This is a genomic window from Pseudoxanthomonas broegbernensis, from assembly GCF_014202435.1.
Taxonomy (GTDB): Bacteria; Pseudomonadota; Gammaproteobacteria; order Xanthomonadales; family Xanthomonadaceae; genus Pseudoxanthomonas; species Pseudoxanthomonas broegbernensis.
Genome location: NZ_JACHGU010000002.1, coordinates 159,178 through 185,494, shown reverse-complemented (window position 1 = coordinate 185,494; position 26,317 = coordinate 159,178). Strand labels below are relative to the sequence as shown.

The 26,317-nt window shown below is 72.3% G+C and carries 28 protein-coding genes and 1 tRNA gene; 12 read left to right on the top strand and 17 right to left on the bottom strand.

All coding sequences use genetic code 11. The annotated features are described in order from the left end of the window. Positions 1 to 18: 18 nt before the first annotated feature. From ychF to HNR76_RS04285, 8 genes are all read right to left on the bottom strand, one after another. On the bottom strand, positions 19 to 1,110 hold the full coding sequence (gene ychF / locus HNR76_RS04320; RefSeq protein WP_162310885.1) for a redox-regulated ATPase YchF: 1,092 nt from the start codon (positions 1,108 to 1,110) through the stop codon (positions 19 to 21). A 65-nt stretch (positions 1,111 to 1,175) separates the two neighbouring features. Beyond that, positions 1,176 to 1,772 carry an aminoacyl-tRNA hydrolase gene (gene pth, locus HNR76_RS04315; RefSeq protein ID WP_162310886.1) on the bottom strand — a complete coding sequence of 199 codons (597 nt, stop codon included), beginning with the start codon at positions 1,770 to 1,772 and terminating at the stop codon, positions 1,176 to 1,178. 53 nt (positions 1,773 to 1,825) lie between these two features. Next, a complete protein-coding gene (locus HNR76_RS04310) occupies positions 1,826 to 2,446 on the bottom strand; it encodes a 50S ribosomal protein L25/general stress protein Ctc (protein ID WP_162310887.1) in 621 nt (206 codons plus the stop codon). A gap of 118 nt (positions 2,447 to 2,564) precedes the next feature. Then, positions 2,565 to 3,524 carry a ribose-phosphate diphosphokinase gene (locus HNR76_RS04305; protein WP_162310888.1) on the bottom strand — a complete coding sequence of 320 codons (960 nt, stop codon included), beginning with the start codon at positions 3,522 to 3,524 and terminating at the stop codon, positions 2,565 to 2,567. Between the two features lie 115 nt (positions 3,525 to 3,639). Continuing rightward, a tRNA-Gln gene (locus HNR76_RS04300) sits at positions 3,640 to 3,715 on the bottom strand. Between the two features lie 3 nt (positions 3,716 to 3,718). Then, complete coding sequence (ispE, locus tag HNR76_RS04295) at positions 3,719 to 4,591, bottom strand: 4-(cytidine 5'-diphospho)-2-C-methyl-D-erythritol kinase (RefSeq protein WP_162310889.1); 873 nt, start codon at positions 4,589 to 4,591, stop codon at positions 3,719 to 3,721. Continuing rightward, entirely contained in the window at positions 4,588 to 5,244 is a 657-nt protein-coding gene (gene lolB / locus HNR76_RS04290) for a lipoprotein insertase outer membrane protein LolB (RefSeq protein ID WP_162310890.1), read from the bottom strand. Before lolB ends, ispE begins: the two co-directional genes overlap by 4 nt. Then, positions 5,241 to 6,959 (bottom strand): tetratricopeptide repeat protein, encoded by a 1,719-nt coding sequence (locus HNR76_RS04285; RefSeq protein ID WP_246429007.1) that lies wholly within the window; start codon positions 6,957 to 6,959, stop codon positions 5,241 to 5,243. The genes lolB and HNR76_RS04285 overlap by 4 nt, the downstream gene beginning before the upstream one ends. A gap of 67 nt (positions 6,960 to 7,026) precedes the next feature. Here HNR76_RS04285 and hemA point away from each other — a divergent pair, with 67 nt between their 5' ends. Together hemA and prfA are read left to right on the top strand one after the other, a co-directional pair. Then, positions 7,027 to 8,325 (top strand): glutamyl-tRNA reductase, encoded by a 1,299-nt coding sequence (hemA, locus tag HNR76_RS04280; protein ID WP_162310891.1) that lies wholly within the window; start codon positions 7,027 to 7,029, stop codon positions 8,323 to 8,325. Beyond that, on the top strand, positions 8,297 to 9,379 hold the full coding sequence (prfA, locus tag HNR76_RS04275) for a peptide chain release factor 1 (protein WP_162310892.1): 1,083 nt from the start codon (positions 8,297 to 8,299) through the stop codon (positions 9,377 to 9,379). The genes hemA and prfA overlap by 29 nt, the downstream gene beginning before the upstream one ends. 27 nt (positions 9,380 to 9,406) lie before the next feature. Here the strand turns inward: prfA and HNR76_RS04270 are convergent, their stop codons facing one another. The 3 genes from HNR76_RS04270 to HNR76_RS04260 are packed head-to-tail and all read right to left on the bottom strand — an operon-like array spanning position 9,407 to position 11,550. Next, positions 9,407 to 9,673: an acylphosphatase gene (locus HNR76_RS04270; RefSeq protein ID WP_162310893.1), complete on the bottom strand. Its 267-nt coding sequence runs from the start codon at positions 9,671 to 9,673 to the stop codon at positions 9,407 to 9,409. Continuing rightward, positions 9,670 to 10,266 carry a TlpA family protein disulfide reductase gene (locus HNR76_RS04265; RefSeq protein ID WP_162310894.1) on the bottom strand — a complete coding sequence of 199 codons (597 nt, stop codon included), beginning with the start codon at positions 10,264 to 10,266 and terminating at the stop codon, positions 9,670 to 9,672. Before HNR76_RS04265 ends, HNR76_RS04270 begins: the two co-directional genes overlap by 4 nt. 3 nt (positions 10,267 to 10,269) lie before the next feature. Further along, complete coding sequence (locus HNR76_RS04260) at positions 10,270 to 11,550, bottom strand: YihY family inner membrane protein (RefSeq protein ID WP_162310895.1); 1,281 nt, start codon at positions 11,548 to 11,550, stop codon at positions 10,270 to 10,272. Between the two features lie 86 nt (positions 11,551 to 11,636). Here HNR76_RS04260 and wrbA point away from each other — a divergent pair, with 86 nt between their 5' ends. The 4 genes from wrbA (at position 11,637) to ybaK (ending at position 13,858) form a co-directional block, all read left to right on the top strand. Beyond that, on the top strand, positions 11,637 to 12,230 hold the full coding sequence (gene wrbA, locus HNR76_RS04255; protein ID WP_162310896.1) for an NAD(P)H:quinone oxidoreductase: 594 nt from the start codon (positions 11,637 to 11,639) through the stop codon (positions 12,228 to 12,230). After that, positions 12,230 to 12,571, top strand: coding sequence for a DUF2069 domain-containing protein (locus HNR76_RS04250; RefSeq protein ID WP_162310897.1), 342 nt, complete (start codon positions 12,230 to 12,232; stop codon positions 12,569 to 12,571). Before wrbA ends, HNR76_RS04250 begins: the two co-directional genes overlap by 1 nt. Positions 12,572 to 12,882: 311 nt before the next feature. Beyond that, a complete protein-coding gene (locus HNR76_RS04245; RefSeq protein ID WP_162310898.1) occupies positions 12,883 to 13,368 on the top strand; it encodes an asparaginase domain-containing protein in 486 nt (161 codons plus the stop codon). Between the two features lie 7 nt (positions 13,369 to 13,375). After that, positions 13,376 to 13,858: a Cys-tRNA(Pro) deacylase gene (gene ybaK, locus HNR76_RS04240; RefSeq protein ID WP_162310899.1), complete on the top strand. Its 483-nt coding sequence runs from the start codon at positions 13,376 to 13,378 to the stop codon at positions 13,856 to 13,858. Positions 13,859 to 14,018: 160 nt separating this feature from the next. Here the strand turns inward: ybaK and sufT are convergent, their stop codons facing one another. After that, entirely contained in the window at positions 14,019 to 14,570 is a 552-nt protein-coding gene (gene sufT, locus HNR76_RS04235; protein ID WP_162310900.1) for a putative Fe-S cluster assembly protein SufT, read from the bottom strand. A 113-nt stretch (positions 14,571 to 14,683) separates the two neighbouring features. On the opposite strand from sufT, the gene HNR76_RS04230 reads away from it, so the two are divergent. Then, positions 14,684 to 15,115 (top strand): hypothetical protein, encoded by a 432-nt coding sequence (locus HNR76_RS04230; protein ID WP_162310901.1) that lies wholly within the window; start codon positions 14,684 to 14,686, stop codon positions 15,113 to 15,115. Positions 15,116 to 15,295: 180 nt separating this feature from the next. On the opposite strand, the gene HNR76_RS04225 is transcribed toward HNR76_RS04230, so the two are convergent. Continuing rightward, positions 15,296 to 16,720 (bottom strand): NAD(P)(+) transhydrogenase (Re/Si-specific) subunit beta, encoded by a 1,425-nt coding sequence (locus HNR76_RS04225; protein ID WP_162310902.1) that lies wholly within the window; start codon positions 16,718 to 16,720, stop codon positions 15,296 to 15,298. Beyond that, complete coding sequence (locus HNR76_RS04220) at positions 16,717 to 17,016, bottom strand: NAD(P) transhydrogenase subunit alpha part 2 (RefSeq protein WP_162310903.1); 300 nt, start codon at positions 17,014 to 17,016, stop codon at positions 16,717 to 16,719. The genes HNR76_RS04225 and HNR76_RS04220 overlap by 4 nt, the downstream gene beginning before the upstream one ends. Before the next feature lie 200 nt (positions 17,017 to 17,216). On the opposite strand from HNR76_RS04220, the gene HNR76_RS04215 reads away from it, so the two are divergent. Genes HNR76_RS04215 through HNR76_RS04205 form a run of 3 tightly spaced genes read left to right on the top strand, consistent with a single transcriptional unit; the run spans position 17,217 to position 18,560 of the window. Further along, the gene (locus tag HNR76_RS04215) at positions 17,217 to 17,786 is read left to right on the top strand and encodes an RNA polymerase sigma factor (protein WP_162310904.1); all 570 of its coding nucleotides are present in this window, start codon (positions 17,217 to 17,219) and stop codon (positions 17,784 to 17,786) included. Continuing rightward, positions 17,783 to 18,127, top strand: a complete 345-nt coding sequence (locus tag HNR76_RS04210; protein ID WP_162310905.1) for a hypothetical protein — start codon at positions 17,783 to 17,785, stop codon at positions 18,125 to 18,127. Before HNR76_RS04215 ends, HNR76_RS04210 begins: the two co-directional genes overlap by 4 nt. A 4-nt stretch (positions 18,128 to 18,131) precedes the next feature. Next, the gene (locus HNR76_RS04205; protein ID WP_162310906.1) at positions 18,132 to 18,560 is read left to right on the top strand and encodes a DUF3106 domain-containing protein; all 429 of its coding nucleotides are present in this window, start codon (positions 18,132 to 18,134) and stop codon (positions 18,558 to 18,560) included. Positions 18,561 to 18,603: 43 nt separating this feature from the next. Here the strand turns inward: HNR76_RS04205 and HNR76_RS04200 are convergent, their stop codons facing one another. From HNR76_RS04200 to HNR76_RS04190, 3 genes are all read right to left on the bottom strand, one after another. Continuing rightward, positions 18,604 to 19,719, bottom strand: coding sequence for an NAD(P) transhydrogenase subunit alpha (locus HNR76_RS04200; protein ID WP_162310907.1), 1,116 nt, complete (start codon positions 19,717 to 19,719; stop codon positions 18,604 to 18,606). Between the two features lie 204 nt (positions 19,720 to 19,923). Further along, positions 19,924 to 22,281 carry a DUF1631 domain-containing protein gene (locus tag HNR76_RS04195; protein ID WP_162310908.1) on the bottom strand — a complete coding sequence of 786 codons (2,358 nt, stop codon included), beginning with the start codon at positions 22,279 to 22,281 and terminating at the stop codon, positions 19,924 to 19,926. A 145-nt stretch (positions 22,282 to 22,426) separates the two neighbouring features. After that, a complete protein-coding gene (locus tag HNR76_RS04190) occupies positions 22,427 to 24,640 on the bottom strand; it encodes a DUF1631 family protein (RefSeq protein WP_162310909.1) in 2,214 nt (737 codons plus the stop codon). Between the two features lie 148 nt (positions 24,641 to 24,788). Here HNR76_RS04190 and HNR76_RS04185 point away from each other — a divergent pair, with 148 nt between their 5' ends. Next, the gene (locus HNR76_RS04185; RefSeq protein WP_162310910.1) at positions 24,789 to 25,364 is read left to right on the top strand and encodes a nitroreductase family protein; all 576 of its coding nucleotides are present in this window, start codon (positions 24,789 to 24,791) and stop codon (positions 25,362 to 25,364) included. Continuing rightward, entirely contained in the window at positions 25,361 to 26,314 is a 954-nt protein-coding gene (locus HNR76_RS04180) for a 5'-3' exonuclease (protein WP_249065646.1), read from the top strand. The genes HNR76_RS04185 and HNR76_RS04180 overlap by 4 nt, the downstream gene beginning before the upstream one ends. Positions 26,315 to 26,317 lie beyond the last annotated feature (3 nt).

Below are 26,317 nucleotides of genomic sequence, written 5' to 3'. Positions count from 1 at the left end.
CGCTCTTCGGCGGCCGGGTCAGACGTTGAAGCGGAAGTGCAGCACGTCGCCTTCCTGGACCCGGTATTCCTTGCCCTCCAGGCGCATCCGCCCGGCCTCGCGCGCGCCGCTCTCGCCCCGGTACTTGATGAAGTCGTCGAAGCCGATGGTCTCGGCCCGGATGAAGCCCTTCTCGAAGTCGGTGTGGATGACGGCCGCCGCCTGCGGGGCGGTGGCGCCGGCCTTCACGGTCCAGGCACGGACCTCCTTCACGCCGGCGGTGAAGTAGGTCTGCAGGCCCAGGAGCTTGTAGGCGGCGCGGATCACCCGGTTCAGCCCCGGCTCGTCCAGGCCCAGATCGGCCAGGAACGTGTCGCGATCGGCGTCGTCCAGTTGCGACAGCTCCTCCTCGATCGCGGCCGAGACCGGCACCACCTCGGCGCCCTCGGTCGCGGCGCGGGCGCGCACGGTGTCCAGGTGGGGGTTGTCCGCGAACCCGTCCTCCAGGACGTTGGCCACGTACATGACCGGCTTGAGGGTCAGCAGGAACAGGTCGCGGACCAGCGCCCGCTCCTCCTCGTCCAGCCCCAGTGCGCGGCCGGGCCGACCCTCGCTCAGGCCGGCGTGCAGCTTCTGCAGCACCGGCTTGCGGGCGATGGCGTCCTTTTCGCCGGCCTTGGCCGAGCGCTCGGCGCGGTTGAGCGCCTTTTCCACGCTGTCCAGGTCGGCCAGGGCCAGTTCGGTGTCGATGGTGTCGATGTCCGAGAGCGGGTCGACCTTGCCGGCCACGTGCACGATGTCGCCGTGCTCGAAGCAGCGCACCACGTGGGTGATGGCATCGACCTCGCGGATGTGGGCCAGGAACTTGTTGCCCAGGCCCTCGCCGCTGGCCGCGCCGGCGACTAGGCCGGCGATGTCCACGAACTCCACCGCGGTGGGCACGACCTTCTGCGGATTGATGATCTCGGCCAATTGGCCAAGGCGCGGGTCCGGCACCGGCACCACGCCCACGTTCGGCTCGATCGTGCAGAACGGGAAGTTGGCCGCCGCGATGCCCGCCTTGGTCAGCGCGTTGAACAGGGTCGACTTGCCCACGTTGGGCAGGCCGACGATGCCGCATTTGATGCCCATGTCTTGTAATCCGGAACGGAGAATCGGGAATGGGGAACGAAAAGGCCGCGCGGCCCCTCGATTCCCTATTCCCCATTCCCTGCTCCCCTGCTGGTGTGCAAGCGTTTCATCGCTTCGTTGAAGTCGCCGGCCACCGCCAGCGGCAGCACGTCCAGCGCGTCGTCGATGGCGCGGTCGATCAGGATCGCATCGTCCTTGCCGGGGCGCCCCAGCACCCAACCGGTGACCCGGTCCTTGTGCCCGGGATGGCCGATGCCGATGCGCAGGCGGTGGAACCCGCCATGCCCCAGGTGGTGGATGGTGTCGCGCAGGCCGTTCTGGCCGCCATGGCCGCCATCGAACTTCAACCGCGCCGCGCCTGGCGGCAGGTCCAGTTCGTCATGGGCCAGCAGCGCCTCCTCGGGGGCGAACTTCCAGTAGCGCAGCGCCGCGGCGACCGACTTGCCGGACAGGTTCATGAAGGTGGCCGGCTTGAGCAGCCACACGCTGCGGCCGCCGATGTCGACCTTGGCGGTCTCGCCGAACAGCCGGGACTCCAGGCCGAAACGCGCACCAGAGCGCGCGGCCAGCGCATCGGCCAAACGAAACCCGGCGTTGTGCCGGGTGTTGGCATGCTCCGGACCGGGATTGCCCAGCCCGACGATGAGACGAAGTTCCGCCATCACAGGGAGTGCACCGACGCTCCCGCCCGGCGAACCGGACGGGAGCCGCGGGCTTACTTCTTCGCTTCTTCCGGGGCGGCGGCCGGCTCTTCCTCGCCGCGCGCGTGCTTGGCCACGACCACGGCCACGTCGTGCTCCTTGCCCAGCTTCAACTGCGGGATCTCCACGCCGGCCGGCAGCTTCAGGTCGGACAGGTGGACCACCGCGCCGACGACCAGGTCGGACAGGTCGACCTGGATGGCCTCGGGCAGGTCCTTCGGCAGGCAGGCCACGGTCACTTCGGTCAGCTCGTGCATGATCACCACGCCGGCGATCTTGCCGGCCGGCGACTTCTCGCCGTTGAGCAGGTGCAGGGGCACGGCCGCGCGCAGGATCTCGTTCTCGCTCACGCGCTGGAAATCCAGGTGCAGGATCTGCTGCTTGTACGGATGGCGCTGCAGATCGCGCAGCAGGACCTTCTGCACGTCGCCGTTGAGGCTCAGGCCCAGAATCGAGGAGTAGAACCACTCGTTCTGGCTGGCCAGCCACAGCTTTTCGTGATCGAGCTGGATGCCGACCGGCTGCAGGTCGCCGCCGTAGACGATGGCCGGCACCTTGCCGTCGCGACGCAGGCGGCGGCTCGCACCCTTGCCCTCGTCCTCGCGACGTTCGACGTTGATTACATGAGTTGCCATTTTTTCACTACCTAGGTTGATGGACCGCCTCGCGGCGGCTTTGGCGGCTCCCCCGCGACCAGGAGAGCCTTGGGTCCCCGCGACGGGGGAATAACCGGGGATGAGGAGTTAAGCGCCCTCAATCCACGTAAAGCGAACTGACCGACTCGCCGAAGGCGATGCGGCGGATGGTCTCGGCCAGCAGTTCGGCCACGCTGACCTGGCGGATGCGGCTGCAGGTGCGTGCCGCCGGCGACAGCGGGATGGTATCCGTCACCACCAGCTCGTCCAGTTGCGAGCCGGTGATGTTGTCCACCGCCGGGCCGGACAGCACCGGGTGGGTGCAGTAGGCGACGACCTTGGTCGCGCCCTGCGCCTTGAGCGCCGCCGCGGCCGCGCACAAGGTACCGGCGGTATCGACGATGTCGTCCACCAGCACGCAGGTCTTGCCGGACACGTCGCCGATGATGTTCATCACCGTGGAGACGTTGGCGCGCGGACGGCGCTTGTCGATGATGGCCAGGTCGGCATCGTCCAGGCGCTTGGCCACCGCGCGGGCGCGGACCACGCCACCCACGTCCGGCGACACCACGATCAGGTTCTCGGTGCCGTGGGCGCGCCAGATGTCGGCCAGCAACAGCGGCGAAGCGTAGACGTTGTCGACCGGGAGGTCGAAGAAGCCCTGGATCTGGTCGGCGTGCAGGTCCACGGTGAGCACCCGGTCGGTGCCCACCGCGGTGAACATCTTGGCCGCGACCTTGGCGGTGATCGGCACGCGCGAGGAGCGCGGCCGCCGGTCCTGGCGCGAATAGCCGAAGTACGGCACCACCGCGGTGACGCTGGAGGCGCTGGCGCGCTTGAGCGCGTCGATCAGCACCAGCAGCTCCATCAGGTTCTCCGCGGCCGGCGCGCAGGTGGGCTGGACCACGAACACTTCCTGGCGGCGGACGTTCTCCTCGATCTCGACCTGGACCTCGCCGTCGGAGAAGGTCGACACCAGCGCCTTGCCCTGGCGGATGCCGAGCTCGCGACAGATGCTCGAGGCCAGGCACTTGTTCGCGTTGCCGGCGAAGATGAGCAGGTTGCGATCTTCTTGCATCTTCTTCATTTTCGGCGGCGGCTACGGTCGGTGGGCGGAGGGGATGGCCATCGTGGCCATCGCGTTGTGGAACACCGCGCCAAGACGCGGACCCCCGCAGCACTCGCGGGTTGCCTGGCAGGGGCGGCAGGATTCGAACCTGCGAATGCCGGGATCAAAACCCGGTGCCTTAACCACTTGGCGACGCCCCTGGATCACGTTCGCGAACCCGCCAGGGCGGTCCGCAGCGGCGACTCGGTCACGCCGGCCGCGACCCAGGCGCGCAGCCCGCGCGGCAACCTCGCCAGTGCGTCTTCCGCACCGGCGCGATCGGCGAACTCGACGAAACATCCGCTGCCGGAGCCGGTCAGGCGCGGCAGGCCGATCCGCGCCAGCGCATCGAACACGGCCTGCACGGACGGTTCGCGGCGGCGCAGGACCGGCTCGAACGCATTGTCGAGCACCGTTCCCGCAACGAAGTCGGCTATTTTCACGGGCCTGGCATTTCGCGTCAAATCCGGGCTTTGGAAAAGAGCGGCGGTGGGCACGTGCACGCCCGGGTCGGCCAGCACGTACCAGGCCGGCGGCAGGTCCAGCGGGCGCAGCCGTTCGCCCACGCCGTCGGCCCAGGCGCTGCGGCCGCGTACGAACACCGGTACGTCCGCCCCCAGCCGCAGGCCGAGCGCGGCCAGGCGTTCCTCGCCCAGGCCCAGCCCCCAGAGCCGGTCGAGGGCGCACAGGACGGTGCCCGCATCGGACGAGCCCCCGCCGAAGCCACCGCCGGCCGGGATGTTCTTTTCCACGACGATGTCCGCACCCTTGGCGGAATTGGCATCACCCTTGAGTAGATGCGCCGCCTGGACCGTGAGATCGTCGGACTCGGCCACCCCCGGCAGCGATGGCCCATGGCGCACGACCCGGCCATCGTCGCGGACCCGCAGCCGGATCCGATCACCCCAGTCGAGCAGGCGGAAAACGGTCTGCAGCTCGTGGTAGCCGTCCGCGCGGCGGCCGGTGATGCGCAGGAACAGGTTCAGCTTCGCCGGCGCCGGCCATTCCGACCAGCCGCCGGCCGCGGGGGCGTTCATGGCGCGCCGAACTCCCAGCGGTCCACCAGCAGCCGGACCCGCGCAAGGCCGTTATCGGCCTCGATCCTGCGCGGCAGCGGCGGGCGGCCTTCCTCGTCGTCGAAGGACCAGTCCTGGTAGTCGATGGTCCAGCCCATCTGGCGCAGGCGCCGCAGGCGCCCATCGGCGCCATACAGGGCCGATTCCGGCGCGACCGCGTCGTCCGCCGGCACCCCGCGCACCCAGTCGGGCAGGAAGCCGACGGGGATTTCCCAGCCGGTCGCCTCCAGCAGCAGGGCCTGCGCATCCTCGCCTTCGCGCGGGCCGCCCTCCAGGCCCTCCAGGCGGCCGCCCCGATGCCGCGTATCGCCCAGCAGCCGCCAGCTCTGCCGGGTGACCGGCGCGCTCAGGCGCACCTCGTAGACGCGCTCGCGCTGGCGCCAGTCCACGCGGCCGCTGCCGCCATCGCGACCGCGGCTGATCGCCACCCGGCCCTGGAAGGCCCAGTCCGGCCGGGCCTGCAGCCACGCGCGACGCGCCGCCTCGGCCTGGCGCGCCGCAACGGGCACCTCGCCCGGTTCCAGCAGCGGCGCGGCCGGGCGCGGCGGGGCGGTCGCGCAGCCGGCCAGGGACAGGAACACCGCCAGGCCAAGCGCACCCAGGCGCCGACTCACGTGCCCCGCCCCGGCAGGCCGAAGCGCTGCAATGCCCGGCGCAGCGCGCGGTTGTCCGGGTCGAGCCGGCGCGCCTCGTCGAAGTAGCGCTGCGCTTCCTCGCGACGGCCCAGCACCCACAGCACTTCGCCGACGTGGGCGCCGATCTCCGGGTCCTTCATCATTCCCCAGGCCCGGCGCAGCTCGACCAGCGCTTCCTCGTGGCGGCCCAGGCGGTACAGCACCCAGCCATAGCTGTCGGCGATGGCCGCGTCGTCCGGCTCGGCCACGCGGGCGCGGTCGATCAGTTCCAGCGCCTCCTGGTAGCGGGTGGTCCGGTCGGCCAGGGTGTAGCCGAGCGCATTGAGCGCGGCCACGTTCTCCGGCTCGGACACCAGCAGACGGCGCAGGTCGGCCTCGGCACGGTCGATGCGGTCGCGGCGTTCCCAGGCCAGGGCACGTGCGTACAGCAGGTGGGTGTCGTCGGGCCAGGCGGCCAGGCCGCGGTCCAGCGCATCCAGTTCAGCCTCGCCTTCGCCGGCACGCTGGCGCAGCTCGGCCTCCAGCAGGTAGGCGTCGCGACGCATGTCGCCGGACGCGGCGATTTCGTCCTGCAATGCGCGCGCCTCGGCGTAGGCCTCGTCCTTGCGGTCCAGCTCGTGCAGGGCGACGGCCGTGCGCATGCGCGCCTCGTTGCGCTGCGGCCCGCCGGGCACGCCGCGATACCACCCCACGGCTTCCGCGGGGCGCTTCAGGAATTCGGCGATGCGCCCCAGCAGCAGGCGCCGCGAGGGGTCGGGCTTGCTGGCGTCGGCCGCCAGTTCCGAATACAACGCGCCCAGGGTGTCGGTGTCGTCGGTACGCGCCAGCAGGGAGGCACGCACGCTGTAGGTGGTGGTGTCCTGCGCGCCCATGGCCATGACCCGCGCCGCCTGCCCGTAGTCGCGCAGCGATTCGTAGGCCATGGCCAGCATGGCGCGCACTTCCGGGTCGTGCTCGGCCCGCGGCTCGGCCTGGCGCAGCATGGCGCGGGCCTCTTGATCGCGGCCGGCCTGCTGCAGTTGGCCGGCGCGCAGCACGGCCACCCGGGGCTCCTCGGGGAAGCGGTCGGCCAACTGGTCGACGATCCGCCGGGTCAGCGCCGCATCGTCCAGGCGCAGCGCCAGCCGGCCGAACTCCTGCCAGGCGGGCAGTTCGCCCGGGATGGCGCCATCGTCCACCAGCCAGCCCAGCACCCGCGCGATCCGGTCCGGGTCGCGGCCGCCCCCTAGGGCCGACAGGGCGTACCGCCAGCCGCGCGGATCCGGCGAGCGCAGCAGGGCTTCCAGCTCGCGTCGCGCCTTGCGCAGCCGGCCTTCGCGCAGGGCCAGGGTGGCGATGGCCGCACGCATGGCCTCCGACTGCGGCGCGCGCTGCCGCCACAGCCGCAGCGATTGCGCGGTGCGCAGGTCGTCGTTGGCCAGCAGCGCGATGCGGGTGGCGCGCTCGGCCAGGGCCGCGTCGTCCTCGGCGGCCTGGGCGGCCGCCAGGTACCAGCGCGCGGCGGCATCGAGCTGGCCGGCCTGCAAGGCGTATTCGCCCGCCATCAGCGGCACGAGCATGTCGCGCGTGCCCGCACGGGCCAGCGGCGCGGCCGCCAGCGCCAGGCACAGCAAGGCGCCCAGGCGCGCCCACGCACCGTAGAAACGAGACCGCGGGCGCTGGACTCCGCGGATGGAATGAAGCGATACGGGCATTGGCACCGGCCGGGCCGTAAAATGGCAGCCCCAACTAAAGCCAGCAGATTAGCGCAAGCACCTGAACATGACGCTGTGGCTCCTCGGCCTCAACCACCAGACCGCGCCGGTCGACCTGCGTGAACGTGTCGCCTTTGCCGGCGATGCGCTGGCACGGGCGCTGGCGTCGCTGCAAGGGCTGCCGGATGTGGCCGAGGCGGCGCTGCTGTCCACCTGCAACCGCACCGAGATCTACGCGGTGGCCGAGAACGGCGACGCCTTGGCGCAGTGGCTCGACGCCCATGCGCCGGGCCTGGACGGCTACCTCTACCGGCACCACGACGCCGATGCGGTGCGCCACCTGTTCCGCGTCGCCACCGGCCTGGACTCGATGGTGCTGGGCGAGCCGCAGATCCTGGGCCAGGTGAAGGACGCCTGGGCACTGGCGCGCCAGCACGGCGCCCTGGGCAATCGCCTGGACCGGCTGTTCCAGCAGACCTTCGCCGTGGCCAAGCGCGCGCGTACCGATACCCGCATCGGGGTCAACCCGGTCTCGGTGGCCTCCACCGCGGTCCGGCTGGCGCAGGATTCGTTCGCCCACCTGCCCGGCTCCACCGTGCTGCTGGTCGGTGCCGGGGAGACCATCGAACTGGCCGCGCGCCACCTGGCCAGGGGCGGCGTGGGCCGGCTGCTGGTGGCCAACCGCACCCTCGCCCACGCCCAGGACCTGGCCGGCCGCCACGGCGGCTACGCCCTGCCGCTGAGCGAACTGGACCGCCACCTGGCCGAGGCCGACGTGGTGTTCGCGGCCACCGCCAGCCGCGAACCGGTGCTGCGCCAGGCCCAGGTCGAGGCCGCCCTGGCCGCGCGCCGGCGCAAGCCGGTCCTGCTGTTCGACCTGGCCGTGCCGCGCGACATCGAGCCGGGTGTGGCCGGGCTGGCCGATGCCTACCTGTACACCGTGGACGACCTGGAACGGGCGGTGGAAGACAACCGCCGCGGCCGCCACGAGGCCGCCGAGGCGGCCGAGGCCATCATCGACCTGCAGGTCGCCCGCTACATGGAGACCCTGCAGGCCGGCAGCCGCCAGGACACGCTCAAGCGCCTGCGCGCGCTGGGCGACGGCACCCGCGACGAGATCCTGGCCCGCGCCCGGCAGCAACTGGCCGGCGGCCGCGACCCGGACCAGGTGCTGCAGTTCCTCGCCCACACCCTGACCAACCGCCTGCTGCACCCGCCGACCGCGGCCCTGCGCGAGGCCGCGCTCAGCGGCGATGCCGAGCTGGCGCGTGCCGCCGAGCGGCTGTTCCCGGCCAAGCCGGGCTATTCCCACCCCCATCCCGTCTCCCGGCCGACCGATGACCCCGAGCCTGCGCCGCAAGCTTGAAGCGCTGGCCGAGCGCCGCGAGGAACTGGAGCGCCTGCTCGCCGACCCCGGCGTGGTGGCCGACAACGCCCGCTTCCGCGACCTGTCGCGCGAGTTCGCCCAGCTCGAACCGGTCGCCACCGCGCTGGCCGACGAGGCCCGGGCCAAGGCCGACCTCGCCGCCGCGCAGGCGATGCGCACCGACCCGGAGCTGGGCGAACTGGCCGAGGAGGAGATCGCCGCGGCGCGCGAGCGCCTGGGCGCGCTGGACGGCGAACTGGCCCTGCTGCTGGTACCCAGGGACCCGCGCGACGACGGCAACCTGTTCCTCGAAGTGCGCGCCGGCACCGGCGGCGACGAGGCCGCGCTGTTCGCTGGCGACCTGTTCCGCATGTACGCACGCTACGCCGAGCGCCAGGGCTGGAAGGTGGAAGTGGAATCGGAGAACCCGGGCGAGCACGGCGGGCACAAGGAGATCGTGGCCCGCATCGTCGGGCGCGGCGCCTATTCGAAGCTGAAGTTCGAGTCCGGCACCCATCGCGTGCAGCGGGTGCCGGCCACCGAGTCGCAGGGCCGCATCCATACCTCGGCCGCGACCGTGGCGATCATCCCCGAGGCCGATGAGGTCGAGGACATCGCGATCAACCCGGCGGACCTGCGGGTGGACACCTTCCGCTCGTCCGGCGCCGGCGGCCAGCACGTCAACAAGACCGACTCGGCCATCCGCATCACCCACCTGCCCACCGGCACGGTGGTGGAGAGCCAGACCGAGCGCAGCCAGCACGCCAACCGCGACAAGGCGATGAAGCGGCTGAAGGCGCAGTTGCTGGACGCCGAGCGCAGCCGCCAGCAGGCCGCGCAGGCGCAGAGCCGACGTCTGCAGGTGGGCAGCGGCGACCGCAGCCAGCGCATCCGCACCTACAACTTTCCCCAGGGCCGGATCACCGACCACCGGGTCGAGGGCCTGACCCTGTACGACCTGCCCGAGGTGCTGGAGGGCGGGCTGGCCCCCCTGGTCGCCCGCCTGCAGCAGGAGCACCAGGCCGACGAACTGGCGCGGCTGACCGCGGACTGAGCCGCGGCCGCGCAGGGGGCGGCCGCCTCAGCCGATGCCGAAGCCGGCGGTCACGGGGCCGGCATGCGCGTCGCGCTCGACGGCCTCCACGCGCGCCTGCGGCGGCCCGACGCGCAGCCACCGTTCCAGTTCCTCCAGCGCGTGGGCGGGGCCAATGGCGACCACCTCGACCCGGCCATCGACCAGGTTGGTGGCGCGACCGTCCAGGCCCAGGCGCTGCGCCTGTTCGCGCGTGGAGGCGCGAAAGCGCACGCCCTGCACCCGGCCCGACACGAGGAAGCGCGCCGCCTTCACCGGCCGCCTCCCACCGACCCTCCCGCCTCGGCGATGGCCGCTTCCAGGTCCGCCGCGGTCACCGGCCCCAGGAAGTGGTGGGCGACGGTGCCGTCGGGCGCGATCAGGTAGGTGGTCGGCAGGCCGCGCGGCGTGGCGAAATCCTGCGGCGGATCGTACGGATCGAGGATGACGATGGGGTAGGACACCGGGCGCTCGCGCAGGAACTCGCTCATCTCCTCCGGCTCGATGTCCTCGTAGGCCAGGCCGACCACCTCCACCTGTTCGCGCATGGTGTGCAGCGCCGACAGTTCGGGCATTTCCTTCAGGCACGGCCCGCACCAGGTGGCCCAGAAGTTCACCACCACCCACTTGCCGCGGTGCGCGGCCAGGTCGTACGGGCTTCCATCCAGCGCGGTGGAAGAGAACCGCGGCATGGGCGCGGTCTGCTCTGCCCCACCCGAGGCGGGATTCTCTTCCTCGCCCGAGGCCGGCGGCGCGGGAGGCGCTTCCATCGCGGCGGCGGCCTCGGGCGACGCTTCGGGCGTGCGGTCGCATGCGGCCGGCAGCAGGAGCAGCAGCGGGAACAACACCACGATTTTCGGCAGGCGCATGGATCAGGCTCCGGTGGGTTCTGTGGAGGGGGAGTAGAGGTCGCCCACGCGCCGCTTCAGCGCGTCGCGCAAGGGCAGGCGCAGGTCGTCGAGCACCGTGATGGCGGCCGTGCCGAGCGCATCGTCGCGGCATGGCAGCCACGCCTCGTCGATGGGGATGCGCAACTGGCAGGCTTCGTAGAGTTCGGCCAGGGTGAGGCGCTCCAGGTCGCGCGCCAGCAGCCATTCGCCGCGCTCGTCCCGGCGCAGCATGCCGATTGCGTCGAGGCGGCACAGGAACTCCTGCAGCAGCGAGTCGGTGAGCATCGGCTCCAGCGCCAGCAGTTCGTCGGTGTGCAGGCCCCGGCCCTCGCGCCGCGCGTCCTGGAAGCGGCCGATCAAGCGCAATAGCGCATAGGCCTCGTAGCCCGGCGGCAGCCGCATCGCGGCCGGCTGGTAGCGGAAGGCCGCCAGCGAGGAGGCCAGCGAGGCGCCCAGCAGGATCGCCACCCAGCCCAGGTAGATCCACAGCATCAGGATCGGCACGATCGACAGCGCGCCATACAGCTTCTGGTAGGTCTGGAAGCTGCCCAGGTACAGGCTCAGCCCCGCCTTCACCGCTTCCAGCAGCACCGTGGCCAGTACCGCGCCGACGAAGGCATGGCGCCACTGCACGGTGTGGTGCGGCACCACGCGGTAGACCAGCGCCACCGCCACCAGTTCGATCAGTACCGGCGCCAGGCGCAGGCTGATGTCGGCCAGCCAGCGCCCCTCCGGGGTGGCGAACAGCGGCAGGGCGAAGAAGCGCGCGGAGATGGACAGCGAGGCGGCGGCCAGCAGCGCGCCCAGGGTCAGCACGGTCCAGTAGACCAGGTAGCGGCTCAGCCGCGGCCGCGCCGAGGCCACCCGCCAGATCCGGTTGAAGGTGCTCTCCACGCTGTTGAGCGTGACCAGCAGCGAGGCCACCAGCGCCACCATGCCCGCCGCGGTCAGTTGCCCGGCGCTGGCCGAGAACTGGCGCAGCGAGGATTCCACCGTGCGCGCGGCGCTGGGCACGAAGTTGGAGAACACGTAGTGGCTGAGCTGGTCGCTCCAGCGGTCGAACACCGGGAACGCGGCCAGCACGCCGAACACCACCACCGCCAGCGGCACCAGGGCGAAGGCGGTGGTGTAGGCCAGCGCGGCGGCTGCCTGGAACAGGCGGTCGTCCAGGAAGCGGCGCCACAGGAAGCGCGCGAACGTGGCCGCGCGCGCCGGGTCGCGCACGCGTTCGCTCCAGCGGATGGCGGTTTCCACGATGCCCACCCGCGAAGCCTACCCGAAGCGGCGCGCGGGCCGCAGCGCCGCCGGATCGCCGATACTGGCGCCTCCCCATGCCCGGAACCCGCCCGATGCCCGATATCCTGGTCCTCTACTACAGCCGCGGCGGCTCGGTCGCGCGCCTGGCCCGGCAGATCTCGCGCGGGGTGGAGGAGGTGCCGGGAATGCAGGCGCGCCTGCGCACCGTGCCGCCGGTGGCGGCGGTGACCCAGCAGGCCGCTCCGCCGGTGCCGGAGGACGGCGCGCCGTACGTGGACGCGCACGACCTGGCCGAGTGCGCCGGCCTGGCCCTGGGCAGCCCCACCCGCTTCGGCAACATGGCCGCGCCGGTCAAGCATTTCCTCGACGGCCTGGGCGCCGAGTGGGCCAGCGGCACCCTCGTCGGCAAGCCGGCGGCCGTGTTCACCTCCACCTCCACCCAGCATGGGGGGCAGGAATCCACGCTGTTGACGATGCACGTGCCGCTGCTGCACCACGGCTGCCTGATCCTCGGCATCCCCTATACCGAGCCTCTGCTGACCAGCACCCGCAGCGGCGGCACGCCCTATGGCGCCAGCCACGTCGCCGGGACGCAGGACGACCCGCGACTGTCGGAGGAAGAAGCCGCGCTGGCGCGCGCCCTGGGCCGGCGCCTGGCCGACGTCGCCGCGCGGATGGCGCGCTGATGGCCATGCCCGCCGCCCACCGCCTGTCGGGAATCGCGCTGCTGGCGCTGGCGGTGCTGTACCTGGCCTGGTTCCACGACGACCGCCATGCCGCCGCCGCGCTGCTGGTGTTCGCGCTGCCGCCGCTGCTGCTGGCGGTGCCGTGCTGGCGGGGCGGCCGCCGCGCGGCGTTCTGGGCCGGCGTCCTGGCCCTGTTCTGGTTCAGCCACGGAGTGATGAGCGCCTGGGCGCATCCGCAGCGGGCCGCGCTCGCCTGGGCCGAGATATCGCTCTCGCTGGCGGTGATCGGCACTTCGAGCTGGCCTGGCCTGCGCGCGCGCTTGGGCGCGCGGCGGCGCTGATCCGGCAGGGCATCGCGCGCGCAGCGCAAGCCGGCCACGCCGACGCACTCCGGAAATCGCCGCCCTCGAAGACGCTCTGCGATGGATGCCGCTGCCGCGGGCATGGCCTTGGGCGCGATGGGACCGCTCCCGGATGCGCCGAGGCGCAGTTGCCCGGCATCGACATCCTGGCCCGCACGCGCCTACCGACGGCCGCACCCCCGGTTTGGCCGATAATGGCCGCACTTGCGCGACACCCGCACCCTTCCGCGGGCGTCGCTCCCCCGCTTCGCGGCCGGCGCGGCATGCGCCGCGCCGCATCAGGACCGGACATGGACCAGCTTCTGATCGTCACCACCGGCGGCACCATCGACAAGGTCTACTTCGACGACAAGTCCGATTTCCAGGTCGGCGCACCGCAGATCGGGCGCATCCTGGAGGAAATCGGCGTGGCCTTCCGCTTCGACGTGATCCCCATCCTGCGCAAGGATTCCCTGCACATCACCGACGAGGACCGCGAGCTGGTGCGCGCCACCATCGCCGCCCAGCCCGCCCGCCACGTGCTGGTCACCCACGGCACCGACTCGATGGTGGACACGGCCCAGGTGCTGCAGTCGATCCCGGACCGGACCATCGTCCTGACCGGCGCGCTGAACCCGGCACGCTTCCGCGGCTCGGACGCGGAGTTCAACATCGGCTGCGCGGTGGGCGCGGTGCAGTCGCTGCCGGCCGGCGTCTACATCGCGATGAACGGCCGGGTCTGGAATCCGGGCACGGTGCGCAAGAACGTGGCCGCCAACCGCTTCGAAGCCTGCTGAGCCGCCCATGTCGATGGCCACCCGCGCCACCCGCGCGCTCGATGCCGCCGGCGTGGCCTATCGCCTGCATCCCTACGACTACGACGCCGAGGCCAGCACCGCGGGCGGCAAGGGCCTGCAGGCCGCTGCCGCGGTGGGCGCGCCGCCGCAGCGGGTGCTGAAGACGCTGATGGCCTGGGTCGACGCACGGCCGGTATGCGTGGTCATCCCCAGCGACCGCCAACTGCACCCCAAGGCCCTTGCCGCGGCCGCTGGCGGCAAGGGCGCGAAGATGATGGAGGTGGCCGAGGCCGAGCGCCGCACCGGCTACAAGGTCGGCGGGATCAGCCCGTTCGGCCAGCAGCGGCCGGCCCCGGTGTGGATCGAGCGCGATGCGATGGCCGCCGACAGCGTCTTCGTCAATGCCGGCCAGCGCGGACTGCTACTGGAGATTTCCCCCGCCGACGCGATGCGGGTGCTGAAGGCGCAGGCGGTGGCGATCAGCCGCTGAGGCGCCATGCCTCCTGCGGGGGCGACTCCAGTCGGCGGCATGGCACGGGCGCCGGGGATGGGACGCATCGCCATGGCCGGTGGATCACCGGCAGGCGGCTTTGCAGGGCGGCACCGGCAAGCCACCTCCCGCAAGGGCAAGCGGCAGCCCGGGCCGGCCTTCAGAACATCCCGGTTTCCAGCCGCGCGGCCTCGGACATCATGTGCCGCCCCCAGGGCGGGTCGAACACCAGCTCGACGTCGGCCTCGGCGATGGTGGGGATCTGCTCCAGCTTGCTGCGCACGTCGTCCACCAGGATCTCGCCCATGCCACAGCCCGGCGCGGTGAGGGTCATCTTCACCTCGACCATGCGCTGCCCGTCCTCGCGCGGCTTCAGGCTGGCCTCGTAGACCAGGCCCAGGTCGACGATGTTGAAGGGAATCTCCGGGTCGAAGCAGGTGCGCAACTGGCGCCAGACCATCGCCTCGATCTCGTCGTCGCCGGCGCCGGCCGGCAGTTCCAGTTCGGCCACCGGCTCCTTGCCGATGGCGTCGGCATCCTTGCCCGCGATGCGGAACAGGTTGCCCTCCACGAACACGGTGTAGCTGCCGCCCAGGCCCTGGGTGATGTAGCCGACGCTGCCGGCCGGCAGGGTCACGGCCTCGCCCTGCGGCACCATGACGGCGGCGCAGTCGCGCTCGAAACGGACGGGTTCACTGCTGCGGGAATACATGCGAAGGATATGGGGCGTGTGGAGCGCACGCGCAAGCGGCGGCCCCGTGGGGATGTGCGGATTCTAGCCGATGCCGGCAACGCGTATCCTTGGCGATCCGTCCCGGCCCCGCCATGACCTCCGTCAAGTCCGCCTCTCCCAAGCCGCCCCGGGCCACGCACTGGCTGTGGCCGCCGCTGTTGCTGATCGGTGCGGCGACCATGGTGGCGGCCTGGGCATCGCTGGCGCTGGCCAGCGGCCGGCAGCACGGCTGGATCGCCCTGGCCGCCGCCCTGCAGGCGGCCTGGCTGCTGCGCCTGGGCGGCATGCCACGCGGCTGGCCGCGGCGCCTGCTGGCCGCGGCCACGACCCTGGCGGTGACCGCGACGGCGCAGTGGCTCGTCGCCTCCGGCCATATCGGCGGGCAGATGGGCCTGCCGCCGTGGCTGGCCGCACCGAAGATGGGCGCCTATTACGTCTGGACCCTGAGCCTGCTGGCCAACACCCGGCTGGACCTGCTGTGCCTGGGCCTGGCGCCGCTGCTGGCGCTGCGCGCGGCGCGCTGAGGCGCCGACACACCGCGCATCGATCCGGCAGGCGGCCGGCACGCGCCCCGGGCCTCCGGTTCTATTCGCGCCGCAGCACCAGCGGACGCTCGCCCCCGGCGTGGAACACGCAGTCGCCTTCGCCGGTGGGGGCCGCCCGGCTTCGGCGCCGGGCGGAGGCCGTTCCGGGGAACCGCTGGCTCAGTGCCCGCCGTCCAGCGCCTTCAGCTCGCTGACCAGCGCGCTGGCCATCTCGGCGCCGTCGCCGTAGAGCATGCGGGTGTTGTCGGCGTAGAACAGCGCGTTCTCGATGCCGGCGAAACCCGTGCCCTTGCCGCGCTTGATCACGATGGCGTTCTTGGACTCGACCACGTCCAGGATCGGCATGCCGTAGATCGGGCTGGCCGGGTCGGTCTTGGCCACTGGGTTGACCACGTCGTTGGCCCCGATCACCAGCGACACGTCGGTGTTCGGGAACTCGGGGTTGATGTCGTCCATGTCGGCGATCAGGTCGTAGGGCACGCCGGCCTCGGCCAGCAGCACGTTCATGTGCCCCGGCATGCGCCCGGCCACCGGGTGGATGGCGAACTTCACCTTCACCCCGCGGTCGATCAGGCGCTGGGCCAGCTCCCAGATCTTGTGCTGGGCCTGGGCCACGGCCAGGCCGTAGCCGGGCACGATCACCACGCGCTCGGCATAGGCCATCATCGCGGCCACGTCGCCGGCCTCGATCGGCTTCTGCGCGCCGGTGATCTCCTGGGCCTGGCCGCCGCCGCCGAAGCTGCCGAACAGCACGCCGGAGATCGGCCGGTTCATCGCCTTGGCCATCAGCCGGGTCAGCAGGATGCCGGCCGCGCCGACCATCATGCCGGCGATGATCAGCGCCTGGTTGCCCAGCACGTAGCCCTCGAAGGCCACTGCCAGGCCGGTGAAGGCGTTGTACAGCGAGATCACCACCGGCATGTCGGCGCCGCCGATGGGCAGGGTCATCAGCACGCCCAGCAGCAGCGCCACCACGAAGAAGGCGATGATCGGCCCGGTCTGCAAGGTCACCGCCGCCCATACGCCCAGCGCGGCCATGGCCGCGGCCACCAGCAGGTTGAACACCTGCTGGCCGGGGAATGCCATGCGCTTGTCCAGGCGGCCGTCGAGCTTGGCCCAGGCGATGATCGAGCCGGACAGCGATACCGCGCCGATGGCCGAGCCCAGCACCGCCAGGGTCAGCACCACCGCGCCGGGACCGCCCACGACCACGCCCGGCGTGGCATGCACCCGGTCCGAATACTTCAGCAGCTCCACCGCGCCGATGGCCGCGGCCGAGCCGCCGCCCATGCCGTTGTACAGCGCCACCATCTGCGGCATGTCGGTGATGGCCACCTTCTTGCCGGAGATCCACGCCACCACCGTGCCCAGCACCAGCGCGGTGACGATCAGCGGGAGGTTGTGCAGGTTCGGCAGCAGGAAGGTCACCGCCGTGGCGATCACCATGCCCAGGCCGGCCCAGCGGATGCCGCTGCGCGCGGTGGCCGGCGAGGCCATGCGCTGCAGGCCCAGCAGGAACAGGGTGGCGGCGACCAGGTAGCTGGAGGCCACCAGCCAGGTGCGCAGGTCGAGTGCGCCGCTCATGCCTTGCGCTCCGGCTTCTTGGACGACTTGAACATCTCCAGCATGCGCTCGGTCACCACGTAGCCGCCGGCGGCGTTGCCCGCGCCCAGCACCACCGCGACGAAGCCGATCGCCTTCTCCAGGGTCGTGTCGGCGTGGCCGAGCACCACCATCGCGCCGATCAGCACGATGCCGTGGATGAAGTTGGAACCGGACATCAGCGGCGTATGCAGGATCACCGGCACCCGCGAGATGATCACGTGGCCCGCGATGGCTGCGAGCATGAAGATGTAAAGCGCCACAAAACCGTCGTTCATTACCGCCTCGCTCCCCGGGCACAGCGCCCGGCGCGATGATAACCGCAGCATGAACCGGCATACAGCCGGTCAACGCGGTCCGCGTACAGGCGTTTACGGGTGGGAAGCGGGCTCACGGAGATTTCCGGTGAAACCGCCGTGTCGATGTCCCTGGACACGCCGCCGCCCCACGGCGTCGGCGCCACCGATGAGGCTAAGCTGTGCTGGTGACCACACCGCTCGACCCCGCCTGGGAAGCCGCCGCCACGCCCGCCTGGGCGTCGCTGGACGCCTTCCTGGCGGAGGTGGGCCCGCGCGCCTTCCGCTTCGCCGAGGCCGGCCTGCGCCACCGCGAGGACGCGCTGGACACGGTGCAGGACGCGATGATGAAAATGCTCGCCTACCGCGAGCGCCCATCGAACGAATGGACTCCGCTGTTCTGGAGCATCCTGCGCCGGCGCATCATCGACGTGCAGCGGCGCGCGCGCTTCCGCCTGCGCTGGCTGCTGCCGGCCGGCGAAGGCGCGCACGGCGAGGACGCCAGCATCGACTGGGCCGACCCCACCGCCGGGCCGGCGCAGACGCACGAGCAGCACGAGGTCTATGCGCGCCTGGTGGAAGGCCTGCGCGGGCTGCCGGCACGCCAGCGCGAAGCCTTCACCCTGCGCGTGCTGGAGGAACTGGACGTGGCCACCACCGCCCGCGCCATGGGCTGTTCGGAAGGCTCGGTCAAAACCCACCTGTCGCGTGCGCGGCAGGCCCTGAATTCGCGACTGGAGGACGTCCGATGACGACCGCACCCGATCCCCTCGACCTGCGCGCCAAGGCCCTGCACGCCAGTGCCCTGGCCCATCTCTCCGCCCCGGTCATGGCGCGGCTGCGCGATGCGCGCCGGGCCGCGTCGGCGGCCGTCGACGAACCGCGGCGCGCGTCCTGGCGCTCGCCCTGGCTGGCCGGCGGCGCGGTCGCCGCGGCCCTGGCGCTGGCGGTGGTGCTGCGCCCGGAAACGGCGCCCCCGGGGCCGCCGGCCGCCGCCGTGCTGGCCGAAGAATCCACCGGGCCGCTGCAGGAAGATCCCGGCTTCTACCTGTGGCTGGCTTCGGCCGATGTCCCCCTCCTGGCCCTGGAGTAAGACGATGAACGCCCTGCGCCTCGCCGTGTGCCTGATCGTCCTGGCGCTGCCGCACGCCGTGTCGGCGGCCCCGCCCGCGCCGGCCGTTGCCGCGCCGCCGGCCTGGGAGCAACTGAGCGCCGAACAGCGCGAACTGCTGATCGCCCCGCTGCGCGAGCGCTGGAACGCCTCGCCGGCCGAACGCACGCGCATGCTCGAGCACGCGCGGCGCTGGCGGGACATGCCGCCGGACGAGCGCGAGCGCGCGCGCCGCGGCATGCGCCGCTTCGAGCAGATGAATCCCGAGCAGCGCCAGCGCGCGCGCGCGATCTTCCACGAAACCCGCGAGATGACGCCGGAGCGGCGCCGCGAGTTCGTGCAGAGGTGGGAAAAGATGACGCCCGAGCAGCGCAAGGAATGGCTGCGCACCCATCCGGCGCCCGAGGGGCCGTAGCCCCCCCTGGCGTGCCCGTGCCGCCCGGGGCCTCGCGCCGCCGTCAGGCCGCGCCGGCCTCGGCTGCCTTCACCACCGGCGCTTCGGGCCATGCGGTCTTGGCCAGCAACTCGTCGTCCCAGTCGAACGAGAGCGCACCGTCCTTGAGGAACAGGGCGACGAAGTTGTAGACGTTGCGCGCGAACATCTCGCTGGCATGCACCGCGCCCATGCTGGCCAGGTCGAGCGGGCCGGCCACCGTCACACCGCCCTGCTCGACCGTTTCGCCCGGCCGGGTCAGTTCGCAGTTGCCGCCGGTCTCGGCGGCCAGGTCGACGATCACGCTGCCCGGCTTCATGCCGGCCACCATGGCCGCGGTGACGATCTTCGGCGCCGGCCGTCCCGGCACCGCCGCGGTGCAGACGATCACGTCCACGCCGCGTATGTGCTCGGCCAGGCGGCGCTGCTGCTCGGCGCGTTCCTCCTCGGTGAGCTGGCGCGCGTAGCCGCCCTCGCCCGCGGCGCTCACGCCCAGGTCGAGGAACTTGCCGCCCAGCGATTCGATCTGCTCGCGCGTCTCCGGGCGCACGTCGAAGCCTTCCACCTGCGCGCCCAGGCGGCGCGCGGTGGCGATGGCCTGCAGGCCGGCCACGCCGGCGCCGACGATCAGCACCTTCGACGGCCGGATCGTGCCGGCGGCGGTGGTCAGCATCGGGAAGAAGCGCGGCGCCAGTTGCGCGGCGATCAGCACCGACTTGTAGCCGGCCATGCCGGCCTGCGAGCTGAGCACGTCCATCGCCTGCGCACGGGTGGTGCGCGGCAGCCGCTCCAGCGGGAAGACCCGCAGGCCGCGCGCCTGCAGCGCCTGCGCACGCGCCTGGTCGGCCTGCGGCTGCAACTGCCCGATCAGGGCGGCGCCCTGCTTCAGCCCCGCGATGGCCTCGGCCGGCGGCGACTGCACGCACAGCACCACGTCCGCCTGCGCGCGCGCATCGGCACCGGCCAATTGCGCCCCGGCATCCAGATAGGCCTGGTCGGTGATGCCCGCGTCCAGGCCCGCGCCGGCCTCCACCCGCACCTGCGCGCCGGCCGCCAGCAGCTTCTTCACCGTCTCGGGCGTCGCCGCCACGCGCCGTTCCCCGGCGGCCGATTCCCTCAGCACCAGCACTTCAACCGCCATGCATCCCCTCGTCACGGTCCAGATCGAATCCGCGATGCTAGCAAAACGCGAGGGCTCGACGGTGGCCCGGCGATGGTTTCATCCGTCCCGCGACACGTCGGAGGGGGTGTCGCGGGACATCCGGGCGACGGGCGAGAACGCGCCTCGGACCGCGTGCGCCGTCCTGCAACCTCCATGGAGGGCCAAAGGCCCTCGCCGGCGCGCTCAGTGCAAGGTGACCGACGGCGGCGGCGGCGGCGTGTCCAGGCGGTCGATCACGCCCTGCATCGCGCTGTCGAAGGCGCCGTCGTCGACCACGTGGCTGCGCAACCGGCCCAGCCGCACCATCACCGCAAGCTCCTCCGGCGAGGCCACGCAGAAGCGCACGCCGCGGCGGTTGACGAACAGCAGGCGCGAGGAGATCGGGCTGATCCAGGACAGCTTGCCCGGCTGCACGCGGCCGTCCTTGTCGATGAAGTCCAGCCAGGTCCCCACCGGCAGGCTGCGGATGCGGGCCGCGTCGGCGTTGTCGAAGTCCAGGGTGTCGGTGCCGCCGACCAGTTCGATCGGGCTCTGCTCCACCGCCGCCGGCTGCGGCAGCGCCACCTCGGGCAGTTCCGGCAGCGGCTTTTCCAGTTCCGGGCGCGCGGCGGCCACGGCCTGCAGGGTGTCGTGCAGCGCGCCGATCGCCGCGTCGGCCGCATCGCCGTGCAGGCCGATGCTGGCGAACACCTTGCGCAGGCCCGGCTGCCAGGCCTGCAGCCACGGCTTGCCGACGATGTGGCGCTGGGCCTCGGCCACTTCGTCGAGCAGGCCGTCGGCCAGGGCCATCGCCTCGACGAACGCCTCGCCGTCCTCGCCGTCGCGCAACAGCGACAGGGTCACGTGGTGCTGCCACGGATTGCGCAGGAAATCGGCCACCGCCTGCGGCAGGTGCAGGTCCTCGGTGCGCATGGCCAGCTCGGACTGGGCGCGCGTGCGCGCCAGTTCCAGGCGTTCCTGGCCGCGCTGGATCTCGGTGGCGCGGCGCTCGGTGATCTCGACCCGGCGCCGGTGCTGTTCGAGGAAGTCGCGGAACTCCTCCTCCAGGGTCATGAAGATGGCCAGGTTCTCGTTGAACTCGGTCACCAGCCGCTCGATGACCTCCTCCACCTTGGCCAGCAGGGTGCGCTCGGCCGCGCTCTCGCCCTGGTTGCCCTCGCAGGCCTCGGCCAGCGCGTTGAGCAGACGCCGGGCCGGATGGGTCTTCTGCACGAACATGCGCCGGTCCAGCAGCGCCACCTTCACAAACGGCACCACCAGCCGGCCGATCAGCTCGCGCGGGCGGCCGGCCAGGTCGCGCTCGTCCAGCAGCACGTCGAACAGCATGCCGACCAGGTCGATCGCGTCCTCGTCCTTCGGGTCCAGGCGGGTGCTGGAGGGGTCCATGCCCAGTTGGCTGGCATTGGACAGCACCTCGCTCTTGAGCCGCTGCGACAGCGACTCGCGCTCGTCGCCGATGGCCGCGCGCAAGGTTGCGCTGGGCGTGGCCTGCAGCAGTGACAGCACCGAGAGCATCTCGCGCTGGCTCAGCGGGCGCTGCTGCGATTGCGCCGCGTGAACGCTGCCGGCGGCCTGCTCGGCACCGCCGCGCAGTTCGCGGCTTTGCTGCAGCAACTGGTGCAGCGCGTCCAGCAACATGCCCGGCGCGCCGCCGGCCGGCCCGGGCGCATGTCCCTGTGGTGCGTCGAAGCCGCCGGCACCCTGCATCGCGCCGCGGGTCTCGCCCCAGCGCTGCATGAAGCGCGTCGCCCAGGCGGGCGAATGCTCGTCGCCCGCCTGCTCGGCCCAGCCGCCGCCATAGCCGGCGTGGGGTTCCTCGGGCACCTGGTCGAACAACGGCTCGGCGGCGGACGCGGGCGCGGCCGGACGCGCCCGGGGACGCGCCGTGGCCGGGCCGCCCGGCAGCACGCCGGCGCGGACCAGGCGCTGGTCGAGCAGTTCGTAGAGTTTGGAGACGGCCGGCGCCAGATCGCGCTCGCACAGCTTGATCAGCACCAGGCGCACTTCCGGCGCCAGCTCGCAGTTGGCGAAGGCCTCGTGCACGGCCACGCCGATGTGCTCGGGGCCGAGGGGATTGCTGTCGGCCTCCAGTTCCAGGCCGCCGGCGATCCAGCCCAGGCGGCGGTCCAGGCGCGCCAGCACCTGCTTGCAGTCGCGCAGGATCACCCCGGCCAGGTTGCGGACCGCCAGGCGCGATTCGAGCTCGTGCTCGGGCACCAGGCTCAAACCGGACGCCTGGCTGGACAGCGCGGCCTCGGCCGACAGCGGCGCACCCATCTCCAGCGACTGCCAGGCCAGGCCGAGCTGGGTACGGAAGCGGGTGGCGATCTCCTCGCGGTGGCGGCGCAGCTCGCGCATGCCGTCCAGGAACAGCAGTTGCGAGCCGCCGGCGTGCTCGGCGCGATCGAACAGGACATCGTCGTAGCGCGCCACCGCCGCGGCGAACACGTCGCTCAGCCCGGGCAGGAAGGCATCCCGGGCCTGTGCCAGCAGCACGGCGTCGCGGGTGGAGGAACTGGGATCGGCTTGGACTGGACTCATGCGCCTAGCTCCCGCACGGGCGATACAAACATCGGGACGAACACGGATCCCCATTTCCGCACCTGCATCCTACGTGCTGGCACGGCCAGGGACCGTGATGCAGTGGGCAGTTCGCATGAATCGAAAATTTCCGGTCCATGTCCGTTCATACGGCCGCCCCCGGCTCTTCCAGCCGGTCCAGCACGTCCTGCATGGCGCTGTAGAAGGCATCCTCCTCGCGGTGCAGGCGCAGCCGGCCCAGCCGGACCATGGCCGCCAGTTGCTCGGGCGAGGCCAGGCAGAAGCGGGCGCCGCGCCGGTTGACGAACATTCGCCGCCCGGAGATGGGGCTGACCCAGGACAGTTTGCCCGGCTGGGTCCGGCCATGGCGGTCGACGAAGTCCAGCCAGGTTCCCAGCGGCAGGGCCTGGAAATACTCGACGGTCTGGACGTCGAAGCCCAGCGCCTCCGGGGGTTCGTCCGGCAGCGGCGAGGCGGCCTCGTCGGCCGCCGGGACCTGGGATTCCGGCGGCGGCGGCAGTTCCGGGGCGGCCACCGCGCCGGTGGCCGCCCTTCCCAGCAGCGCATCCCGCAGGGCGGTGGCGGCCGCCTCGGCGGCGGCGCCCGGCAGGCCGGCCTCGGCATAGGCGCGCTGCAGTTGCGGGTGCTGCGACTCCAGCCAGGCGGCCGCCTCGGGCGTGCCGGCGCCGGCCGCGGCGTGCGCCCGCAGCAGCCCGTCGGCCAGCGCCAGCGCGTCATGCAGCGCCGGGCTGTCGCCCTCGGCGCGCAAGGCGGCGCGCTCGACCTGCTGCGTCCACGGCCGGCGCAGGAATCCTTCCAGCGCCGGCAGCAGGGCCACGCCGCCCACGCGGCGCTCCAGTTCCTCCGCCGCGCGGGTGCGCGCCTGGACGCGGCGCTCCTCGGCGCGCTGCAGTTCGGCCGCACGGCGCTCGGCGATTTCCACCCGGCGCCGGTATTGCTCGTAGTAGGCGGCAAACTCGGTCTCGGCGGCCAGGAACACGCCCAGATGCTCGTCGAAGTCCTCCACGATGCGCCCGGCCGCCGCCCGCACCTGGGCCAGCAGCGCCAGTTCGGCGGCCGATTCGCCGGGGTTGCCGTCGCAGGCCTCGGCCAGCAGGTTCAGCAGGCGCCGCACCGGGTGGCTGTCGCGCACGAACAGGCGCGGGTCCTGCAGCGCAACCTTGGCCACCGGCACCAGCAACTGGCCCAGCACCGGGCGGATGTCGGGCGTCAACACGGACTGGTCCAGCATGGCCGCGAACAGCATCGCCACCAGGTCCAGCCCGTCCCGGTCGGCCGGGTCCAGGCGCACGCTGGCCGGGTCGATGCCCAGGGTGGCGGCCTGCGCCAGCACCTGCTGGTGCAGGCCCTGGACCAGATCGCCGGCCGCATCGACCTGGTCGAAGCCGGCATGCTCGTTGGTCTGCAGCAGCGACAGCACCGAGGACAGTTCGCGCGGCGAGAGCGTGCGGCACGCATCGCCCTCCCCCGCCGCGCGATGGCCGCCGCGGGCGGCCTGCAACAGGCCGCGCAATCCCGGCGGCAGCAGTTCGCGGTCGTCGCGGACGTGCGCGTCCAGCCCGGCCGCCACCGGCGCCGCGCCGCGCGCGCCCTGCCAATGGCTGAAGAAGCGGCCGATCCAGTCCTCCGCCGGCGCCGCGGGTGCCTGCCCGGCGCGGGGGATGCCGCGGCGGCGCGTGCGGCCGCTGGGCAGGTCGGTCTCGCGGGTCAGGGCAATCAAGCACTGCTCCAGCACTTCGTACAGCGCGCCCACGCGGGTCACCAGCGCCCCCTCGCACAGGCGCACGGCGGCCAGTCGCGCGCACGGCGCGATGCGCAGGCCGGAGAAGGCCGCGTAGACCGCCACTCCCAGGTGCTCCGGGCCGACCGGGTTGTTGTCCCCATTCAAGCGCAGGCCGCCGGCGATCCAGCCCAGGTAGCGGTCCAGGCGCATCAGCTCCGGCCGCCAGCGCTGCTGGATCGCGCCGGCCAGGCTGCGGACCGCCAGTCGCACTTCCAGTTCGTCGGCCGCCACCAGGGTGAGATCATTGCCACGGGCCAGGGTACGCTCCACCGACAGCGGCCGCCCGCTTTCCAGCGCCTGCCAGGCCTTGGCCAGGTGGGCGCGGAAACGGGCGATGATCGGCTCGCGCTCGCGGCGCAGCTCCTGGATGGCGTCGAGGTAGTCCTTCTGCCGCGCCGCCGGTGCGCTGTCCGCCTCCCGGAACAATCCCTGGCCGAGGCCGTCCAGCGCCCAGGCGAAGTCGTCGGCCAGCGGCATCACCACCGTCTCCCTGACCTGGTTCAGCAGGTCGAGGTTGCGGCTGGCCAGCTCGTCGGCGGGAGGCAAAGTCTGCATGGGGGTCGGGGGTCCGGGACGCACGCGGGAGCCGTCCGTACCGGGCACCGGCCCAACCGGGACCTGGCGCACGACGACCTGCCCGGAGCGGCGCCTATACTTCAGCCCTATCGGCGCATCGCGCCTTCGACTTGAGCGTTTTGGGATTATGCACACACTTTCCGCCCTGGAAGCCCTCGACCAGCGCCGTTCGGTGCCCTCGGTGCTGCTGGGCGAACCGGGACCGGACGAAGCCACCCTGCTGCGCATGCTGGCCTCGGCCGTGCGCGTGCCCGACCACGGCCGACTGGTGCCGTTCCGCTTCCTGCGCATCCACGGCCAGGCCCGCCATGCGCTGGGCGAATTCCTCGCCGCGCGCACCGCGCAACGCCAGCCGGACGCGCCGCCCGCGGCGCTCGACAAGGAGCGCCAGCGCTTCTCCCATGCCCCGCTGGCAGTGGCCGTGGTCGCACGGCTGCAGCCCGGGCACAAGGTGCCCGAACAGGAGCAGTTGCTCGCCGCCGGCTGCGTCTGCTTCGCCCTGCTGCAGGCGGCCCAGGCGCTGGGCTTCGGCGCGCAATGGCTGACCGCCTGGATGGCCTACGACCCGGAGGTGGCGCGCGTGCTCGGCCTGGGCGAAGGCGAGCGGATCGCCGGCTTCATCCACATCGGCACGGCGCAGCGGCCGGTGCCCGAACGCGAGCGCCCGGACCCGCGCGCGCTGCTGACGGACTGGACGCCGTGAACGCGGGCGCCGCGCCCGGCGCCCCGCCGGCGCTGCACCTGGTGGACGCCAGCCTGTACGTGTTCCGCGCCTGGCACTCCATGCCCGACGAGTTCCGCGACGCGCACGGCTGGCCGACCAACGCCGTGCACGGCTTCGCCCGCTTCCTGCTGGACCTGCTGGAACGCGAGCGCCCGCGGCATATCGCCGTCGCCTTCGACGAGGCGCTGGACAGTTGCTTCCGCCATCGCCTGTACCCGCAATACAAGGCCAACCGCGATCCGGCGCCGGAAGAACTGCGCCGCCAGTTCGCCCACTGCAAGGCGCTGTGCGCCGCGCTCGGCCTGACGGTGCTGGCCGACCACGAGTACGAGGCCGACGACCTCATCGGCAGCGCCCTGCACCGCGCCCGCCCGGCCGGCTACCGCGGGGTCATCGTCTCGGCCGACAAGGACCTGTCGCAACTGCTGGGCGAGCACGACGAGCAATGGGACTACGCGCGCGGCCAGCGCTGGGGCGCGGCCGGGGTCAAGGCGCGCCACGGCGTGCACGCGCACCAGATCGCCGACTACCTGGCGCTGAGCGGCGACGCGGTGGACAACATCCCCGGGGTGGGCGGCGTCGGCGCCAAGACCGCGGCGGTGCTGCTGGGCCACTTCGGCAGCCTGGACGCGCTGCTGGCACGGGTGGACGAGGTCGCCTTCCTGCGCCTGCGCGGGGCCGCACGGGTGGCCGTGCGGCTGCGCGAGCAGCGCGAGCATGCCCTGCTGTGGCGGCAACTGACCACCATCGCCTGCGACGCGCCGCTGGCCTACGAAGGTCCGGCCGCCGCCCGCGGCCAGGCCGACCCGGAGATGCTCGATGCGCTGGCCGCCGCGCTGCGCTTCGGCCCGATGACCCGGCGCCGCCTGCTCGCCGCGACCGGGCTGGACGCCGCCAGCGATGCGCAACCGTCGTCCGTTCCGGCTTAGGAT

Bases quoted from the DNA above. Each gene is read 5' to 3' on its own strand.
- ychF (WP_162310885.1), bottom strand. From the start codon at position 1,110: ATGGGCATCAAATGCGGCATCGTCGGCCTGCCCAACGTGGGCAAGTCG.
- pth (WP_162310886.1), bottom strand. From the start codon at position 1,772: ATGGCGGAACTTCGTCTCATCGTCGGGCTGGGCAATCCCGGTCCGGAG.
- HNR76_RS04310 (WP_162310887.1), bottom strand. From the start codon at position 2,446: ATGGCAACTCATGTAATCAACGTCGAACGTCGCGAGGACGAGGGCAAG.
- HNR76_RS04305 (WP_162310888.1), bottom strand. From the start codon at position 3,524: ATGCAAGAAGATCGCAACCTGCTCATCTTCGCCGGCAACGCGAACAAG.
- ispE (WP_162310889.1), bottom strand. From the start codon at position 4,591: ATGAACGCCCCCGCGGCCGGCGGCTGGTCGGAATGGCCGGCGCCGGCG.
- HNR76_RS04285 (WP_246429007.1), bottom strand. From the start codon at position 6,959: ATGCCCGTATCGCTTCATTCCATCCGCGGAGTCCAGCGCCCGCGGTCT.
- hemA (WP_162310891.1), top strand. From the start codon at position 7,027: ATGACGCTGTGGCTCCTCGGCCTCAACCACCAGACCGCGCCGGTCGAC.
- prfA (WP_162310892.1), top strand. From the start codon at position 8,297: ATGACCCCGAGCCTGCGCCGCAAGCTTGAAGCGCTGGCCGAGCGCCGC.
- HNR76_RS04265 (WP_162310894.1), bottom strand. From the start codon at position 10,266: ATGCGCCTGCCGAAAATCGTGGTGTTGTTCCCGCTGCTGCTCCTGCTG.
- wrbA (WP_162310896.1), top strand. From the start codon at position 11,637: ATGCCCGATATCCTGGTCCTCTACTACAGCCGCGGCGGCTCGGTCGCG.
- HNR76_RS04250 (WP_162310897.1), top strand. From the start codon at position 12,230: ATGGCCATGCCCGCCGCCCACCGCCTGTCGGGAATCGCGCTGCTGGCG.
- HNR76_RS04245 (WP_162310898.1), top strand. From the start codon at position 12,883: ATGGACCAGCTTCTGATCGTCACCACCGGCGGCACCATCGACAAGGTC.
- ybaK (WP_162310899.1), top strand. From the start codon at position 13,376: ATGTCGATGGCCACCCGCGCCACCCGCGCGCTCGATGCCGCCGGCGTG.
- sufT (WP_162310900.1), bottom strand. From the start codon at position 14,570: ATGTATTCCCGCAGCAGTGAACCCGTCCGTTTCGAGCGCGACTGCGCC.
- HNR76_RS04230 (WP_162310901.1), top strand. From the start codon at position 14,684: ATGACCTCCGTCAAGTCCGCCTCTCCCAAGCCGCCCCGGGCCACGCAC.
- HNR76_RS04225 (WP_162310902.1), bottom strand. From the start codon at position 16,720: ATGAGCGGCGCACTCGACCTGCGCACCTGGCTGGTGGCCTCCAGCTAC.
- HNR76_RS04220 (WP_162310903.1), bottom strand. From the start codon at position 17,016: ATGAACGACGGTTTTGTGGCGCTTTACATCTTCATGCTCGCAGCCATC.
- HNR76_RS04210 (WP_162310905.1), top strand. From the start codon at position 17,783: ATGACGACCGCACCCGATCCCCTCGACCTGCGCGCCAAGGCCCTGCAC.
- HNR76_RS04205 (WP_162310906.1), top strand. From the start codon at position 18,132: ATGAACGCCCTGCGCCTCGCCGTGTGCCTGATCGTCCTGGCGCTGCCG.
- HNR76_RS04200 (WP_162310907.1), bottom strand. From the start codon at position 19,719: ATGGCGGTTGAAGTGCTGGTGCTGAGGGAATCGGCCGCCGGGGAACGG.
- HNR76_RS04195 (WP_162310908.1), bottom strand. From the start codon at position 22,281: ATGAGTCCAGTCCAAGCCGATCCCAGTTCCTCCACCCGCGACGCCGTG.
- HNR76_RS04190 (WP_162310909.1), bottom strand. From the start codon at position 24,640: ATGCAGACTTTGCCTCCCGCCGACGAGCTGGCCAGCCGCAACCTCGAC.
- HNR76_RS04185 (WP_162310910.1), top strand. From the start codon at position 24,789: ATGCACACACTTTCCGCCCTGGAAGCCCTCGACCAGCGCCGTTCGGTG.